The organism is Streptomyces sp. NPDC097595 (genome assembly GCF_044761525.1).
GTDB lineage: Bacteria > Actinomycetota > Actinomycetes > Streptomycetales > Streptomycetaceae > Streptomyces > Streptomyces drozdowiczii_A.
Genome location: NZ_JBIWCN010000003.1, coordinates 266033 through 283375, shown reverse-complemented (window position 1 = coordinate 283375; position 17343 = coordinate 266033). Strand labels below are relative to the sequence as shown.

The 17343-nt window shown below is 68.3% G+C and carries 15 protein-coding genes; 14 read left to right on the top strand and 1 reads right to left on the bottom strand.

Features of this window, described 5'->3' with window-relative positions:
* The first annotated feature begins 20 nt into the window (after positions 1-20).
* From eccCa to ACIQZN_RS06145, 12 genes are all read left to right on the top strand, one after another.
* Complete coding sequence (gene eccCa / locus ACIQZN_RS06200) at positions 21-4031, top strand: type VII secretion protein EccCa (RefSeq protein WP_403988843.1); 4011 nt, start codon at positions 21-23, stop codon at positions 4029-4031.
* A gap of 160 nt (positions 4032-4191) precedes the next feature.
* Complete coding sequence (locus ACIQZN_RS06195; RefSeq protein ID WP_018105965.1) at positions 4192-4524, top strand: hypothetical protein; 333 nt, start codon at positions 4192-4194, stop codon at positions 4522-4524.
* A 60-nt stretch (positions 4525-4584) separates the two neighbouring features.
* Positions 4585-4905 (top strand): pore-forming ESAT-6 family protein, encoded by a 321-nt coding sequence (locus tag ACIQZN_RS06190; protein ID WP_403988841.1) that lies wholly within the window; start codon positions 4585-4587, stop codon positions 4903-4905.
* A 27-nt stretch (positions 4906-4932) separates the two neighbouring features.
* On the top strand, positions 4933-5358 hold the full coding sequence (locus tag ACIQZN_RS06185; RefSeq protein ID WP_403988839.1) for a DUF6507 family protein: 426 nt from the start codon (positions 4933-4935) through the stop codon (positions 5356-5358).
* A complete protein-coding gene (locus ACIQZN_RS06180; RefSeq protein WP_403988837.1) occupies positions 5355-7943 on the top strand; it encodes a hypothetical protein in 2589 nt (862 codons plus the stop codon). The genes ACIQZN_RS06185 and ACIQZN_RS06180 overlap by 4 nt, the downstream gene beginning before the upstream one ends.
* Positions 7944-8053: 110 nt before the next feature.
* Positions 8054-8800, top strand: a complete 747-nt coding sequence (locus ACIQZN_RS06175; RefSeq protein ID WP_403988835.1) for an immunity 49 family protein — start codon at positions 8054-8056, stop codon at positions 8798-8800.
* A 52-nt stretch (positions 8801-8852) separates the two neighbouring features.
* Positions 8853-9716 (top strand): immunity 49 family protein, encoded by an 864-nt coding sequence (locus ACIQZN_RS06170; RefSeq protein WP_403988833.1) that lies wholly within the window; start codon positions 8853-8855, stop codon positions 9714-9716.
* Between the two features lie 43 nt (positions 9717-9759).
* Positions 9760-10623, top strand: a complete 864-nt coding sequence (locus ACIQZN_RS06165) for an immunity 49 family protein (protein ID WP_403988831.1) — start codon at positions 9760-9762, stop codon at positions 10621-10623.
* Positions 10624-10707: 84 nt separating this feature from the next.
* On the top strand, positions 10708-11571 hold the full coding sequence (locus ACIQZN_RS06160; protein ID WP_403988829.1) for an immunity 49 family protein: 864 nt from the start codon (positions 10708-10710) through the stop codon (positions 11569-11571).
* A gap of 215 nt (positions 11572-11786) precedes the next feature.
* Positions 11787-12248 carry a hypothetical protein gene (locus ACIQZN_RS06155; RefSeq protein WP_403988827.1) on the top strand — a complete coding sequence of 154 codons (462 nt, stop codon included), beginning with the start codon at positions 11787-11789 and terminating at the stop codon, positions 12246-12248.
* Positions 12249-12785: 537 nt separating this feature from the next.
* Positions 12786-13190 carry a hypothetical protein gene (locus ACIQZN_RS06150; protein WP_403988825.1) on the top strand — a complete coding sequence of 135 codons (405 nt, stop codon included), beginning with the start codon at positions 12786-12788 and terminating at the stop codon, positions 13188-13190.
* 125 nt (positions 13191-13315) lie between these two features.
* Positions 13316-14119: an immunity 49 family protein gene (locus ACIQZN_RS06145; protein WP_403989172.1), complete on the top strand. Its 804-nt coding sequence runs from the start codon at positions 13316-13318 to the stop codon at positions 14117-14119.
* A gap of 9 nt (positions 14120-14128) precedes the next feature.
* On the opposite strand, the gene ACIQZN_RS06140 is transcribed toward ACIQZN_RS06145, so the two are convergent.
* Positions 14129-15079, bottom strand: a complete 951-nt coding sequence (locus ACIQZN_RS06140; protein ID WP_403988823.1) for an Imm49 family immunity protein — start codon at positions 15077-15079, stop codon at positions 14129-14131.
* Between the two features lie 209 nt (positions 15080-15288).
* Here ACIQZN_RS06140 and ACIQZN_RS06135 point away from each other — a divergent pair, with 209 nt between their 5' ends.
* Both ACIQZN_RS06135 and ACIQZN_RS06130 read left to right on the top strand, forming a co-directional pair.
* Complete coding sequence (locus tag ACIQZN_RS06135) at positions 15289-16446, top strand: acyl-CoA dehydrogenase family protein (protein ID WP_403988821.1); 1158 nt, start codon at positions 15289-15291, stop codon at positions 16444-16446.
* Positions 16447-16462: 16 nt separating this feature from the next.
* Entirely contained in the window at positions 16463-17335 is an 873-nt protein-coding gene (locus ACIQZN_RS06130) for an acyl-CoA thioesterase II (protein ID WP_265544271.1), read from the top strand.
* The last annotated feature ends 8 nt before the right edge of the window (positions 17336-17343 follow it).

Here is a 17343-nt window from a genome sequence, read left to right as displayed (position 1 = left end):
ACGATCCCCGGACGGAGCCGATGAGCACCCGCCTGATCCACCGCCCCGCCCGCACGACGCGCCCGCCGGCCGCGTCCGAGCCGCGCACCATCGAGGCGCCGCCCAACCTGCCCGAGGGCAAGGCCGGGAACATCGCGATGTCGCTGCTCCCGGTCGCCGGGGTCATGTCGTCCGTGGTGATGATGACGGTGGTCCGCAACAGCCAGTTCGCCGGGCTCGGCGCGATCATCCTCGTCGTCACCGTCATCGGCTCGGCGGTGCTGCTGCTCTCCCAGCGCGGCAAGGCCCAGCGGACCCGCCGCACCCAGCGCGAGGCGTATCTCGCCTATGTGGAGGACCTGCGCGAGGAGTTGTCCGCCGAGGAGCGGGTCCGGCGCGAGCAGGCGGACGTGCTGAACCCGTCCCCGTACGCCCTCTACGACATCGTGCGCGACCCGGCCCGGCTCTGGGAGCGGCGCAGGGCCGACGACGACTTCCTGCGGATACGGGCCGGCACGGGCGAGATGCCGCTGCGGGACCTCCGGATCGGCGAGCAGGGCTCGTCCGTGCTCACCCCGCCCGACCTCTTCATGCTCAACGAGGCGTCGGCGGTGGTGAAGCGGTTCCGCAACGGCACCGAACTCCCCCTGACCGTCCCGCTGGACCGGGCCGGGAACGTCAGCGTGATCGGCCCCCGCGAGGACGGTCTGCGGGTCGTGCGCGCCCTGCTCGTCCAGGCGGCCGCCCTGCACGCGCCGGACGACGTGGCGATCGCGGTCGCCGCCTCCGGTGAGCGCATGGCCGACTGGGAGTGGGCCAAGTGGCTGCCGCACCTGCTCGACGCCGAGCAGTCCGACGGCCCGGTCGCCGCCCGCCGCATCGCACCCTCCGCCGCCCGGCTGGCCCGGCTCCTCGGGCCCGAGCTGAGCCGCCGCGCCTCGTACGCGGCCGAGGTGCGCCGGGGCCTGGCCGGGCGGGACGCGCTCGCGATGAACTCCCGGCTGCTCGTGGTGGTCGACGGACACGGCGAGGACGCCGTGGACCTGCCGCGCCCCGACGACGCGGTCGGGCTGCGCGAGATGGGCGTGACCGTGGTCCACCTGCTCGACCGGCGCGTCCAGGAGCCGGACCACGTCAACGTCCGCCTCACCGTGGACGGCACGGACGTGGTCGTGGAGGACCTGCGCGCGGCGGAGACCGTCGAGGCGCACGGCACCGTGGACGAGGTCGGGGTGCCCTTCGCGGAGGGCCTGGCCCGGATGATCGCCCCGCTGCGGCTGTCCGCCGAGTCCCTGGTCGACGCGCCGCTGGCCGGGCCCGTCGAGTTCGCCGCGATGCTCGGCATCCAGGACGTGGCGGCGCTGGACCTGGACCGGCTGTGGGCGCCGCGCGGCGAACGGGCCTTCCTGCGGGTGCCGATCGGGATCAGCGACGCGCACGAGCCGGTGCTCCTGGACCTCAAGGAGTCCTCCGAGCTGGGCATGGGCCCGCACGGGCTGTGCGTGGGCGCGACGGGCTCCGGCAAGTCGGAGCTGCTGCGCACCCTGGTCCTCGGCCTGGCGGCCACGCATCCGCCGGAGGACCTGGCGCTCGTCCTGGTCGACTACAAGGGCGGCGCCACCTTCGCCCCGTTCGCGGACCTGCCGCACGTGGCGGGGGTCATCACCAACCTGGAGAACCAGGCGGGTCTGGTCGAGCGCGTCCACTCCTCGCTCGCCGGCGAGGTCAAGCGCCGCCAGCAGGCCCTGAAGGACGCGGGCAACGTCGCGGACATCGGGGACTACACGGCGCTGCGCGCGCAGAAGCGGCCGGACCTGGAACCGCTGCCGCACCTGTTCGTGGTGATCGACGAGTTCGGCGAACTCCTCACCGCCAAGCCGGACTTCATCGACCTGTTCCTCTCCATCGGCCGGATCGGCCGCTCCATCGGCGTGCACCTGCTGCTGTCCAGCCAGCGCATCGAGGGCGGCAAGCTCAAGGGCCTGGAGACCTATCTCTCGTACCGCCTCGGCCTGCGCACCTTCTCCGCCGACGAGTCGCGGATGGTCCTGGACACCACGGACGCCTTCCATCTGCCGCCGCTGCCCGGCTTCGGCTTCCTCAAGGTGGACACCAGCCACTACACGCGCTTCAAGGCGGGTTACGTCTCCGGCGCGTACCGGGGCCCCGTCCGGAGCGCCGACGAGGAGGAGACCGGGCCGCTCGCCCTCCCCTACGAGGCGTACAACACCCTCGCCGGGCCGGAGAGCGGCCCGCAGGACCGCGAGCCGTCGGCCCGCCGCCGCGAGACCGGGCCGACCGAACTCGCGGTCATGGTGGACCAGCTGACCGGTGCGGCGCCCGGGGTACGCAGCATCTGGCTGCCCCCGCTGCCCCCGGCGATCACCCTGGACGCCGTCGCCGGACCGCTGGACGCGGGGCCGCGCGGGATGCGGCTGGCCGGGGTGCGCCCGGACGCGGGCAGGCCCGGCACCCGGCAGCGCGGTCCGCTGCTGGTGCCGCTCGGGCTGCTGGACGACCCGGCCAAGCAGTGGCAGGGGCAGTGGCTCCTGGACCTCACGGTGGCCGGCGGGCACGCGGCCGTCATCGGCGGCCCGCAGTCCGGCAAGACGACGCTGCTGCGCACCCTGGTCCTCTCGCTCGCGCTCACGCACACCCCGCAGGAGGTCGGCGTCTACGCCCTCGACCTGGTCGGCGGCGGCCTCCAGGCCCTAGCCGAGCTGCCGCACGTCGGCGGTGTCGCCGGCCGCGCCGACCGGGAGCGGGCGGCGCGCACGGTCGAGGAGGTGCGCGCGATGCTCACCCTGCGCGAGGACCTGTTCCGGGAGCACGGCATCGACTCCGTCGAGCAGCTGCGCACCCTGCATGCGGCGGGCCGCCTGCCGCCGCTGGCGTCCGCCGAGATCGTCCTCGTCATCGACGGGTTCGGCGCGCTGCGCGACGACTTCGACGAGCTGGACGACGCGGTCGCGGACATCCTCAAGCGGGGCGGCGGCTACGGCATCCACGTCGTCGCCGGGATGCTCCGGTGGAACGACGTGCGCATCGCGATCCAGTCCAACTTCGGCACCCGCGTGGAGCTGCGGCTCAACGACCCGGGCGAGTCGAGCATCGACCGCAAGCTGGCCGAGACCCTGTCCCCGGACGAGCCGGGCCGCGTCCTGACCGACGGGAAGCTCTTCGCCCAGGTCGCCCTGCCCCGTACGGACGGGGTCGCGGAGACGGCGGAGCTGGGCGCGGTCCTGGAGCGCGCCACGCGCACGGTCCGGGCCACCTGGCACGGCGAGGTCGCCCAGCCGGTACGGGTGCTGCCGCACCTGCTCGAACCGCACCTGCTGCCCGGCCGGTCGGCGGAGCCGGAGCGGGTGCCGCTCGGGCTCGACCAGTCGGCCCTGGCGCCCGTGCTGCTCGACCTGTTCGGCCACGACCAGCACCTGCTGGTCCTCGGGGACAGCGAGTGCGGCAAGACGAACCTGCTGCGGGCGGTCGCGCAGGGGCTCGCCGACCGCTACGGCGAGGACGACCTCGTCTTCGCGGTGATGGATCCCCGGCGCTCGCTGCGCGGGGTGGTCCCGGAGGAGCTGAACGGCGGTTACGCGTACAACTCCAAGCTCTGCATGGGCCTTTCGGCCGCGATCTCCGCCGAGCTGGAGAAGCGGCTGCCGGACGAGAACGCCCGCCTGGAGGACCTGGAGCCGGGCAGCTGGGGCCAGGGCCCGCGCATCGTGGTCCTGGTGGACGACTACGACGTGCTGACCACGGCGGGCCAGTCGCCGCTGGCCGCGTTCCTCCCGTACATCCCCTCCGCCGTGGACATCGGCCTGCACTTCGTCCTGTCGCGGCGCGTGGCGGGGGCGGCGCGCGGGATGTACGAGCCGGTGGTGCAGAGCCTGCGGGAGTCGGGGGCCTCCGCGCTCGTGATGTCCGGCGACCGCAGCGAGGGCCAGCTCTTCCCCGGTGTCTACGCGGCCCAACAGGCGCCGGGACGTGGGGTGTTCATCCAACGGGGGCGCCCGAACCGGCTGACGCAGACGGTGTACGTGCCGCACTGACGTACCGCTTCGCAAAGCGCCGCCGACGGGGTCACCGGTCGGCTCGTCCCACCACCGTGAAGATATGGCCGATTGCAGATTGCAGTAGCGACGCACGGATTGATAGACATGATACTGGGACGGATACATCCGTTCGAGGTCCGAAGCATGGGGGAAGCCGATGAAGTTCGACATGGGGTCCACGGTCCTGACGACGCTGCTCAAGCACTCGCAGGGCTCCAGCACCGATCTGGGCACGCTGATCAGGCAGTTGATCGCCGCGGCGGAGCCGCTGGAGGGCAAGTTCAACGGCGCGGGCAAGGTCGCGTTCGACGACTTCAAGAACCGCTCCGACGAGATCACCGCAGCGCTGAACGCCTCGCTCTCCGGCATCCTGGGCGGTCAGCAGGGCATGGACGCGGCCTTCGGCTCGGGCGAGCAGGAGCAGGGCGAGAACGCCCGTACGCAGATGGCTTCGGCCAACTTCGACGCGGCCCGCTTCGGCGGCCGCTGAGCCGGCACGACCGGCACTTTCGACGCAACCGTACACATTCCTGACGGGGAGACAAGAGTCATGGCAGGACACGGCGGCAACACGGACCGGCGGTCGTACGACACCGGCGCATCGACCGAGGTGCAGGGCAGTCTCCAGACGGTGATCGCCCAGCTCGAACTGGTCATCACGGCCCGCGACGGCCAGGTCAAGGCCGCGATGGCCGACTTCACGGCGGACGGCGTGGCCGACGATTACCACAGCAAGGAACTCCGCTGGCAGGCGACCTCCAAGGAGGTCAAGAACATCATCCACCTCCTCCGCTCCACACTGGTGGAGAACGACGGCACGGCCCACCAGACCCTGGCCCGGGCGAAGGCAGCGGTCGACAACATCGGCTGACGGTGACGACTCCGGGGGGGGCGGCCGGTGACGGCTTGGGACATCAAACCGCAGGGCGTACAGGGGCAGTTGAAGAAGGTCGGCACGCACGCCGGTGACCTGGAGAAGGCGTTGAACTCCATGGTCACCGCGATGTCGGCGGCGGCGACGCACGCGGGCACGGCGGTGCCGGGCTCGGCGGCGTCGCTGCCGGTGGCCGGACCGGTGGCGGTGGGGGCGGAGCCCCTGTCCCACCCCACCCTCGGGCCGGTCGCCGCCGCGCTGGGCACGTACATCACGGAGCGGAAGCCGCAGCTGAAGTCGATGGCGGAGCGCATCCAGGCCGCCGTGGTGGGCGCCGCGACGGCGACGAACGAGTACGTGGAGGGCGACCTCGACACGGCCAAGCGGGCCCAGGACGCCGCCAAGTCCGTCCGTCTGGACGTGCTGAAGGACATACAGGCGGGCGAGTGAGCAAGAACGAGGCGGTCACCCCGTCCGGCATACCGGTCTTCACCGGCAACCTCGCCCTGCTGGACACCACCGTGACCACGCTGACGAAGAGCGGGGCGTCGACCGCCACCGCCGCCGGTGACGTCCACAGCAGTTTCGGCGGCCTCCAGGCGTTCTACAAGGCGCCGGAGGCCGACCAGCTGTTCGCGACCACGAAACCGGTCGCGGACCGAGGGACCTCCCTGAAGTCGGAGCTGGAGACGATCACGGCCGCGCTGTCCACGTACGCGTCGGACGCCGCCCCGCTGGTCGAGAAGCTGGAGGAGCTCAAGCGCGAGGCCGAGTCCTTCGTCGTCCGGATCAAGGACGACGACAAGTGGCGCGAGGACGGGGACCTGGTCGAGGAGAACAACCGCCGCCACGACGAGATCGCCGAGACCTGGGCGGCCTTCCAGGCGGTGGAGCGGGCCTGCCACGACAAGATCGTCGCCCTGGTCGGCGGCCCCGCGCTGAAGACGGACGACGGCTCCGGCAAGAAGGGCACGTACGGCTACGACGCCGACACCCTCAAGCACGCCGAGGGCCTGCCCTGGGGCGACCCGGTCGAGGAGTCCAAGCCCTGGTGGCAACTCCACGAACACGCCTGGGACTTCGTCAAGGGCTTCTTCGTCGACGGCGTCTGGGGCACGATCAAGGGCCTGGGCACCCTGGTCGGCACCGACGGCTGGGACTCCGCCAAGCAGGCGTGGTCGGGCCTGGGCAAGCTGGCCACGGGCCTGGCGATATCCGGCACACCGCTGACCGCCGGCCTGTACTGGGGCCTGCCGGACGACAAACTCCCCTCCTACCTGCGTGAATCCCGTACGGCGATGAAGGAGACCGGCAAGGCGCTGCTGGCCTGGGACCAGTGGAGCGAGAACCCGTCCCGGGCCCTGGGCGCGGTGGCGTTCAACGTCGTCACGACGGTGTTCACCGGCGGCACGGGCGGCGCGGCCTCCGGCGCGGGAAAGGCGGCCGTCGCGGCGAAGGCCCTGTCCACGGTGGGCAAGGTGGGCCGGGTCGTGGACCCGATGACGTACGTCTTCAAGGGCGCGGGCCTGGGCCTGACGAAGATCGGCGACGGCCTGGCGGCGCTCAAGGGCCTGGGGCAGTTCGAGATACCCGCCCTCCCGGAGGGCGCGATCACCCTCCCGGAGGGCGCGTTCAAGCTCCAGGACGGCACCCTGCACCTTCCGGAGGGCGCGGCGGTCCCGGAGTCCGCGTTCGAGGTCCCGGCCAACTCCTTCAAGCTCCCGGAAGGCGCGGAGATCCCCCCGGGAGCCGTGGACCTGGGCGACGGCGTGGTCCGCCTCCCGGAGGGCGTACACCCCCCGGAGGGCGCCCTCCGCATCCCCGAGGGCACCCTCAAACTCCCCGACGGCACGACGGCCCTCCCGGAGAACGTGCTCAAGGGCGTGGACGAACACGGCAACACGGTCTACCTGGACCGCCCGGGCAACGTCCTCGCGGAGGACGGCACCCTCCTCCAGCACAACTCGGCGGCGCGCCAAGAGGGGGCGGGGGTCCGGGCCTCGGCGTCGCCGGATGAGGCGTTGGTCGGCGCGAACGGCAGCGCCGGACGCGTCCGATCGACGGGAGCGGGCGGGCACTCTGCGCCAGTCGGTTCCGGTGGCGGCCATGAGCCCCCCAGCTTCATGCACCAGGGCGCCGATCCCTACGGCCCTCGCCATTCACTCACTGGTGAACAGGTGAAAGAAATCCAGGTCTACCGGGCCAATCACGAGGAAGGATATTTCCAGAGGTATTACTCAATCGATGGCCGCCGCATACGGGTTAAGGTCGCGGACGAGAGCGGCTATGCCCCACCGCACCTCATCAAGAAGGATGGGGAGTGGATTGCCGCAAGCGATGCCCCGCCACCCATTCCTGAGCGATACTTTGACGGCGAAGGAGTAAGCCGCGTCCGCGGAGACGCGTCCGACCAGAATACGCTACGGATACTCGATGAAGCAGCCGCTCACCGAAGAAGCTCCATCGACTACGCGCAAGCGGCCGAACGACACAGGGGAATGCACTCCGGACTTCCCGACGGAACCCCCGAACGGATCGATACGGCCAACGAGTACAGCTCTGCCTTGGGCACGCAGACCAAGGCAGCGGAGACGTACGGCGAACTGGTGGCAGAACACCAAGCCATTCCGGAACTCTATGACGACGTCATCAAGAAGGAAAAGCTGTACGGCCCGGCGAATGGAAACGACCAGTTCGACCAGATCTACCGGCGCAAGGATGGAAAGTTTGTAGTCGTAGAGGCAAAATCGAATGTCAAGACCCCCCATAATTCGCGCCAGCTCCCCGAGGGAGGTAGCGCCATGCAGGGATCGAGAGAATACTTCTTCGACATTCTTCGAAAAATGGAGGAGAGAGGCCGAGCCCATCCCAGCGAATTGAGCCTGGCAGAGGAACTTGAGTTCGCACTGGATCACGGCAAGCTCGACTACATCCTAGTCAAGGGCAAGGCGGATGGCGGCCTGTACGGTGGTTACACGATGGAGAAGTTCGACATCCGCGAGTTGGACAACCTTGGCAACGGGGGCACCTTGTGACACGGCATGTGGCTCGGCACGGCAGTGCCGGTCCTGACGACGAGGCGTACGCCCGGAGCCTGAGCGCGGGGCTCCTGAGGACCATCGAGGCTCTGGAACGTTCGCCCGGGATGTTCGACAGCGGCCTCGGCAAATCCCTGTTGACTGTCCGGGCACATCTAGCCACCGACCCCGACGCGTCGGAGCTGCGCACCTGGGAGGCCGTGGTGACGGCGTTGCAGGTGCATTCCGCGCTGTTCGCGGCCGCCGATCGGCCGGAGGGGCACGCCCTGTGCCGCATCGCCGAAGAGACGCGATCGATCCCGGCGACCGGACCGACCCGTTCTGCCAATCCCGGCCACTGGATCAATGCCTTCTGGCTGGCCATCGTCTGCCGTGACCAAGCGCGGATGACCCAGCTGTGCAGCGTATCGCTGGAGCTGCTGAGGGCGTCACGAGCGCGGTACGACGAGTTCATGTTCGATTGGGTCGACACACTTCAGTCCTACTGGGACGAGCGCCCCGGCCTCGGCGGGAAACTCATCGCCACCATCGAAGGATCCCACCCCGATGTCGCGAGAGTGGCGGAGAAGGAGCTCATCGACAAGATCCTTTATCAGCCGGTCAACCTCTTCCATCTCTTCGTACGCAAAGACCACGCAGGCTTCAACCAAGCCCTTTTCGAAGCAGTGGAATTGCACAAGTCGTACTGGACGGCAACCGCAGAGAGAGAAGCCAGCGTCGAGGGCTACCTGGCGTTGGGGCCCTTGGCCATCACCTGCCTCGCCTTCGACGCGGGATTCCCGATCGAAGTCGAATCAGACTATCTACCCGCCCACTTGCTTAATCGCGCCTGGGTGGGCGAGTTCCCCACCTGAGCCCTCACCCTACGGGTCCGCGCCGCCCACACGCTTCCGAGAAAGTAATCAAGTGGCCACAGCCATTACCCGGCACGCGATCACCCGACAGTATCTGCCCGATCGGGAACCCTCCATCTCTCCGCATACAGAGCAACTGCTGGAAAGAATCTACAAATCGCCTTATGCCCTCGAAAGCGTCATGTCCACCTCGTTGGTCATGGCTTACGAGAAATCCGCGGTCGATCCCACCGCCTCATGGATCGAATCGTGGGAGGCGTGGGTCGCCGCCATGCAATCCGGGTCAGCCCTCTTCGCCGCCGCCACGACCGCCGAGGACAGCGTGGACTGCCTCATCCACCATGAAGTGCGTACGGTTTCCGCCTTCGACCGTCCCGAGTCGTTCGCGGACGCGGGGCACTGGCTCACCGCCTTCTACCTGGCGGTCGTCTGCCGCAACGCCGAGCGGCTGACGGCACTTTGTCGCGTCCCGACTTCGAAGCTGCGCGAGTCGGGAGCCGTGTGCGACGAATACCTCTACGCGTGGATCGAGGCGCTGCAGGCGTTCTGGCTGGGCCGGCCGGAGTTCGCCGACAAACTGGTCGAGGCAGCATCGGGAACGGCTCCCGGCGTGCCGTCCGTCACCGGACAGGATTACGTCTCCCAGCTCATGTGGCCCCCCATGGATCTCCTCCGCCGACGGGCCACCGGGCAGCACGCGGAGTTCAACAGCGCGCTGGAGCAGGCGCTCCACGCGCACAGGGCCTATTGGTCGGCCGACCAGGAGCGCTCCGACTCCTGCTTCGGCTGGGTCGCCCTGGCCCCGCTGGCCATGGCCTGCCTGGCAGCCGACGCCGACTTCCCCATCGAAATCGAGTCGGACTACCTGCCCCTGCACCTCTTGAAGGGGACGTGGGCCGGCGAGTTCCCCACCTGACACCGCATACGCCGACGTCTTTCACGACCCAAGGGACTTTTCCATGTCAACGGTCATTACCCGCCACAATCTCCGGGGAGAAGCCGATACGGAGGCACTGGCCAACCGGCTGAGCGAGCGCCTGGCCGAGGAAATCAACGACCTGGAGGAGTCAGCAGCCCTGCTCGATTTCACGTTCGGTTCCTCCATTCTGGGGTTCCATGCCTGCTGTGCCATCGATCCGCGGGCTTCCAAGGTGGAGACGTGGGAAGCCACGGTCAACGCCATGCAGGTCAGTTCGGCGCTGTTCGCCACAAGCGCGGTGACCGAGGGAACTGTCGAATGCCGGATCAACAGGAAACTGCGCACCATCCCAGCCGCCGGCCCGCTGTCCGTGGCCGACGCGGGCAATTGGCTGTCCGCCTTCTGGCTCGCCGTCATCTGCCGTGACCAGGAACGGATGACCCTGCTCAGTGAGATCCCTCTGGAACGGCTGCGGTCACCTCAAGGGCAGTACGACGAATACATCTACCACTGGGTCGACACCCTCCAGACCTGGTGGCTCCGCGGCCCCGGCCTCGCCGACAAACTCATCGCCACCATCGAGGCATCCGACCCGTCCGTGGCCCAGATCGCCCCCCGAGACCTGATGGACGGCATCCTCTACCCGCCCATCAACCTCTTCTACCACTACCTCCGCAGGGACCAAGAAGGCTTCACCCCCGCCCTCGCCGACGCGCTCAAACTCCACAAGACGTACTGGACCCTCACCGAAGACCGAACCACCGACATCGACGGCAGCATCGCCCTCGGCCCCCTCGCCATCGCCTGCCTCGCCCACGACGCCGATTTTCCCCTCGACGTCGAGTCCGACTACCTCCCCAAGCACCTCCTCCAGCGCACCTGGATCGGTGAATTCCCCACCTGAGCCCTCGCCCGAGCCGCAGCGCGTCCGACGGGCGCACCGTTCGTCTCGATACGCCAGTCAGAAGTTCGACGTCAGGAAACCTTCGTGACCGTGACCATCCCTCGCCATGGCGTGCCAGGGCCCGACGACGAAGGTTTCGCACGAGCCCTGACCGAGGAGACTATCGACGAGATCTCCTCGATCGAGCAGTCGCCACATATGCTCGACGCCCTGTGGAACTCAGTGCGGACGTGCGTCAGCGCCCGTTCGACGGTCGACCCGGCGTGCTCAGGCATCGAGACCTGGGAGGCCGTGGTGAACGCCATGCAAGTGGGATCGGCGATCTTCCGCGCCGCCACTGCCATGGGTGACACCTTCGAGTGCCGCATCCATCACGAGATGCGCACACTCCCTGTCACCGGCCCCAGGACCTACACCAATGCGCCCTCCTGGATCGATGCCTTCTACTTCGCCCTCATCTGCCGCGACCAGGAACGGCTGACCGAGCTGTGCGAAGTACCCATGGCCGTACTGCGCGACTCCGGTGCACAGCACGACGAATATCTCTACCACTGGGTAGCCACACTGCAGGCGTATGGGGCACGTCAGCAACCCGCAATGGTCGAGGCCCTCACAGCAGCCTTCCGTACCTCCCACCCGGACGTAACCGAAATCGCCCCGCGAGACTGGCTGCAGAACATCTCGTACCCGCCGATCAACCTTTTCTACCGGTTCATCAAACATGACCACGACGGCTTCAACGCCGCCCTCGCGGAAGCACTTGAACTTCACAAGACGTACTGGACAAAGACCGAGGACCGCGAGGAGGACGCCGAGGGCCTGTGGGCCATCGGTCCACTCGCCATGACGTGCCTCGCCTACGACGGCGACTTCCCCATCGACGTCGAATCCGAATACCTCCCTCAGCACCTCCTCCAACGCAGCTGGGTCGGAGAGTTCCCCGTCTGACGCTCCGTGCGGACCGCTTCACCATGCCCGGGAGGAGTACCCATGATCGCCAGTACCCCTGTCGCCCGCTGGACCTGGGGGCGTAGCGGCGACCGCGGGTTCCTGGACGCACCGCCTTGCGACGCTCTGCGTAATTACCTCACCCAAGCTCGGGTAATATTCGTAAAATTCGGCCCCACACCGAAGAAGTAGCTCCACCCGGAAGGGAAGCACAAATGGAAAAGGGAGGAATCCCGGCTCCAGACCTCAAACGCTGGACCGAGGAGGGGCGTCTCACAATCATCGATGTCGCCGACATGCTCGGAGTCCCCCCGGAGCTCTACACGAGCGACCCATTGAATTTGGCACCCGCTCTACAGAACTACACATCGGAGCTACCCTTTCACGAATTCGAACAATCGGACTGGATCACTTTCCAGACGGACCTCATGGCTTACGTAGCTGACTTTTTGATCCAGTGCCACGGAGCCAAATGGGTCGTGATCGATGACTCCACGACACCACGTGGCTACCGACACGTAATCGAGGCAATCGGCAAGGACGGAAGGGTCCGGACAGCAGATCCGACCGAAATCGCGCGAGAAGAACTCAAGAATTCCCCCATCGAGATCATCAGGATGCTCGCAAGCGCGGAGCTCACGTTGCATTTGACGCGGCAGGTGAACGAGGAAGGCTAGCCACAGCCAAGGACTCGAGTCGGGGGTGTACTTATGCTCGCCGGCACAACCGTAGCCCGCTGGACCTGGAGGCGTAGTGACGACAACGGGGGCGACTTGACGGTGTATTTGCGCGATCTGACGGCACGCCCTGCCCTTGCCGCACATGGGCTCGCTGCCGCCTACGCGGTGGTGTTCAGAATCAACGTGGGCTGCGACGAACTCTGCGTGCCTGGCCACCGCCCTGCCCGCACTCGCCGACACTCTCGATTCCGAGACGGGTCCGGACGACCGGAGCCGCTTCTCGAGACCGACCCCGACCGGCGTCGAGAACGTCTACGAGGAGAACGGGGCCCCGTCCGACGTGTGGTCCATCTTCGAGATCCCCCGTCGGTACGACAAGTTCACCCACACCCTCAGCCGCATGTGCCTCGACGCCCTCCGGGAAGTGGCCGCCGACCGGCGAGAGAACCGTCTGCACAAGCCGATCCTAGGACCGATATGCCCGAGTCCGCCTCATACGCCTCCGAGTGGACCACTGGCATGCATCGTCACGCCGTGGGCATCGCCCAAATGCTGGGCCTGAGCGAGCAGCGGTACGCGGAGGACCCACTGATTCTCCTGCCAGGTCTTCAGAACTACGTGGACCGCCTTCCGCTGGCAGAGTTCGAGCAATCGGACTGGATCACCCTGCACACGGACCTGACCGCCTACCTGGGAGACCTCATGGTCCTGCGCCATGCGGCGACCTGGGTGGCTACGGAGGACTCCACGTCTCCCGCCGGGTACCGGTGGTACATCGAGGCGACCGGCCTCGACGGCAACCGCTCTCGCGTAGAGCCGTACGACGTCACCATGGAGGAATTCGAGCATCTCCCCATCGAGATCGGGCGATTGATCGCAAACGCCGAAGCAGTACTGCACCTGACACCCTCACCCGGCACGCGACGCCCGAGCCTGTAGTGCCCCGAGGGTGGCAGCATCGACAGACGGTTCGGCATCAGCAGGGGGACCCTGTCGTGAGCACCACCAATATCGCCCGCCATGACGTATTCAAGGGGCGCGATACGGAAGAGTTCGTAGCCGACTTGGAGGAATACCTGTTCGAAGACATCGACAAGCTGACTAGAAGCTCCAAGCTCATCGATGCAACCTTCAACACCTCCGTGATGGGACTGCGTGCCCGGTGCCTGATCGATCCCGAGGCTGCTGCGATCGAGACATGGGAGTCGGCGGTCAACGCCCTGCAGTTGGGCTCGGCACTGTTCGCCGTCGCCGGCGACGGCGACGGCGAGGGAACCGTGGAGTGCCGGATCAATCACAAGCTGCGGACCATCCCTGCCCCCGGTTGCAGGCTGGTAGCCGGCGAGGGTGCCTGGCTGACCAGTTTCTGGCTGGCACTCATCTGCCGCGACCAGCCACGCCTGGCCCAGCTCAGCCAGATCCCGCTGGAACAGCTGCGCTCACCCCAGGCTCTGGCCGATGAATACCTCCACCACTGGATCGACACCCTCCAGACCTGGTGGCTACGCGGCCCCGGCCTCGCCGACAAGCTCATCGCCACCATCGAGACGTCCGACCCCTCGGTCGCACGCGTCGCACCCCTCGACATGCTGCAGGGCGTGCTCTACCCGCCGATCAACCTCTTCTACCACTACGTCCGCAAGGACGAGGCCGGCTTCGCCCCCGCCCTCACCGAGGCACTCAAGCTCCACAAGGCGTACTGGACCCTCAACGAAGAACGCGCCACGGACATCGACGGCAGCATCGCCCTCGGCCCCCTTGCCATCGCCTGCCTCGCCCACGACGCCGACTTCCCCCTCGACATCGAATCCGACTACCTCCCCAAGCACCTCCTCCAGCGCACCTGGATCGGCGAATTTCCCACCTGACGGCAACCGCTATTCGCCGGGACGTCCGAAGAGTTCCGCTCCCGAACGCAGTGCGGCGACCATGTCCGCGCGGCTCGCGGGTCCGCTCGCCTTGCGGCCCGTGATCACGGCGCGAGGAAGGTAGTCGCTGTCGACGGCGGGCGCCCAGCCCCGGCGGCGGTACGCCAGTGCGGCGAGCGCCAGGGGTGTGAGCGGCAGGAGGGAACGGGGCTGTGCGCTGATTTCGCCGAACGCCCTGTTCGTGCGCAGCAGTCGACTCAACGCCGCATCGAACGCCTCCCGGCCCCCCGCCGCCAAGGCGCGCAGCCCGAGAAGGGCGAGGTAATCGGAGCGGCCCCCGACATCGCGCCCCAGTTCCGCGCCGAACGCGCGGATCCAGGCGAGCCCGCCGTCGATCGCCGCGAGCACCTGCGCCTCCGTGGGCGGGTAGTCCGCATCGTCGTCGTCCAAGTCCCCCAGGACGTACGCCATGAGGCCGTCGGCGAGCGCGTCCACGGGGAAGCGGGCCTCCTCCTGAGGGTTCCGCGCGTGGTAGAACGCCTCCCGGTGGCGCTCGACCGTACCCGTGAGCACCGCCAGGCAGAAGGCGTCGAGCCAGTCGGACGACCCGAGGGAAACAGGGCTTCCGTCCGCACCCGCGTCGTAGGACACCCCGAAGTTCACGTAATCCAGGGAGACCGTGAAGGGGTGGCCCGGGAAATACGCGGCGAAGGCTACGGCGCCGCTCGCCGCCTGCTCCGCGGCACGGAGGACGAATTCCGCCTGCGGGGTGTCGAGCGCGGGGTGACTGACGGACAGCGCACCGAGGTGATCGAGGAACTCCCCCGCCAGCAGGGACCAGTCGTTGGCGGTCATCCGCTCCGAGGACATGGTCCGCACCAGCCCGCCGATCCGCCCCTCGAATCCGTCCCGAGCAGCCGAGACGCGTGCCTCGTCGATTACATGCCCCTCGATGTGCACAGCTCCACCGTTTCGTCTCGCTCGTGTCCGGCCGGGCGCAGGCCGCGCATCACCCTACCGACCGACCGTCCCCGCGTGCTCAGCATCACCCTGGACAGCCCCGTGACCGCCGGGTAACTTTTAACCATGGCTGAGCAAGCGCTTAGCCATGCCCCAGAAGACGTAGCAGCAGAAGACGCAGAACTCGCAGCCGACCAGGGAGGCACCCCGTGCGCCGTACGGTATTCAACGAGGACCACGAGGCGTTCCGGGAGACCATCCGGGCCTTCATCGCGGCCGAGGTCGTGCCCGTGTACGACGAGTGGTTCGCCGCCGGGCAGGCGCCGCGGGACTTCTACCTCAAGCTCGGCGAGCTGGGCGTCTTCGGGATCACCGTGGACGAGGAGTACGACGGCGCGGGCATCGACTCGCACAAGTACGAGGCCGTCATCACCGAGGAGGCCGCCCGGGCCGGCGTCTCCTTCGGCGGCTCCGGCGTGCACACGCTGCTCGGCCTGCCGTACATCAAGATGCTCGCCACCGACGAGCAGAAGAAGCGCTGGCTGCCGAAGTTCGTCACCGGCGAGGAGATGTGGGCCCTCGCGATGACCGAGCCGGGCACCGGGTCGGACGTCGCGGGCATGAAGACCACCGCCAAGCTCTCCGAGGACGGCACGCACTACGTCCTCAACGGCGCCAAGACGTTCATCACCGGCGGCGTCCACGCCGACCGCGTCATCGTCTGCGCCCGCACCTCCGCCCCGCGCGAGGACGACCGCCGCTTCGGCATCTCGCTGTTCGCCGTGGACACCAAGTCCGAGGGCTACTCCGTCGGCCGCAAGCTCGACAAGCTGGGCCTGAAGGTCTCCGACACCGCCGAGCTGGCGTTCGTGGACGTCAAGGTGCCCGCCGAGGACCTCCTCGGCGAGGAGAACAAGGGCTTCGGCTACCTCGGCACCAACCTGGCCTCCGAGCGCTGGGGCATCGCCTTCGGCGCGTACGCCCAGGCCGCCGCCGCCGTGCGGTTCGCCAAGGAGTACGTCCAGGAGCGCACCGTCTTCGGCAAGACCGTCGCCTCGTTCCAGAACACCAAGTTCGAGCTGGCCGCCTGCCAGGCCGAGGTGGACGCGGCCCAGGCCGTCGCCGACCGCGCGCTCGAAGCGCTGGACGCCGGTGAGCTGACCGCCGCCGAGGCCGCCTCCGCGAAGCTGTTCTGCACCGAGGTCGCCCACCGCGTGATCGACCGCTGCCTCCAGCTGCACGGCGGCTACGGCTTCATGAACGAGTACCCGATCGCCCGCCTGTACGCGGACAACCGCGTCAACCGCATCTACGGCGGCACCAGCGAGGTCATGAAGTCGATCATCGCCAAGTCCATGGGCCTGTAGGGACCGCCCGACTCCCATGAGCACCGCACTCGATTCCCTGCTCGATCTGCTCGACCTGGAGCGGATCGAGCAGGACATCTTCCGGGGCACCAGCCGCTCGGCGGTCGTGCCCCGGGTCTTCGGCGGACAGGTCGCGGCCCAGGCGCTCGTCGCCGCCGGCCGCACCGTCCCCGCGGATCGTTCCGCCCACTCGCTCCACGCGTACTTCCTGCGCATGGGCGACCCCGGCGCGCCGATCGTCTACACCGTGGACCGCATCCGCGACGGCCGCTCCTTCACCACCCGCCGGGTCGTCGCCGTCCAGCACGGGCAGCCGATCTTCCACCTCTCCGCGTCCTTCCAGACGTACGAGGACGGTCTTGAGCACCAGGCGGCCATGCCGCCCGCCCCCGACCCGGAGACGCTGCCCACCGCCGCCGAGATGCTGCCCCGCTACGCCGACCGGTTCAGCGACCCCGGCATGGTCGACCGGCTGGTCGAGGCACGGGCCGCCGTCGATCTGCGGTACGTGGACGCGCCGCCGTTCGGCACGGTCGGCGAACCCCGCGAGCCCAGGTCGCAGGTGTGGTTCCGTACCAACGGCAAGCTGGCGGACGACCCGCTGCTGCACGTCTGCATGGCCACGTACGTCTCCGACATGACGCTGCTCGACTCGGTGCTGCTCGCCCACGGGCGCGGCGGCTGGGCGGTCGGGGACGTCGTCGGGGCCAGCCTGGACCACGCGATGTGGTTCCACCGGCCGTTCCGGGCCGACGAGTGGCTGCTGTACGACCAGGAGTCGCCGTCCGCGTCCGGCGGGCGCGGCCTCGGCCAGGCCCGTATCCACACGCAGGACGGACGCCTCGCGATCACCGTCATCCAGGAGGGTGTGGTCCGGGTCCCCCGGTGACCGGCCGC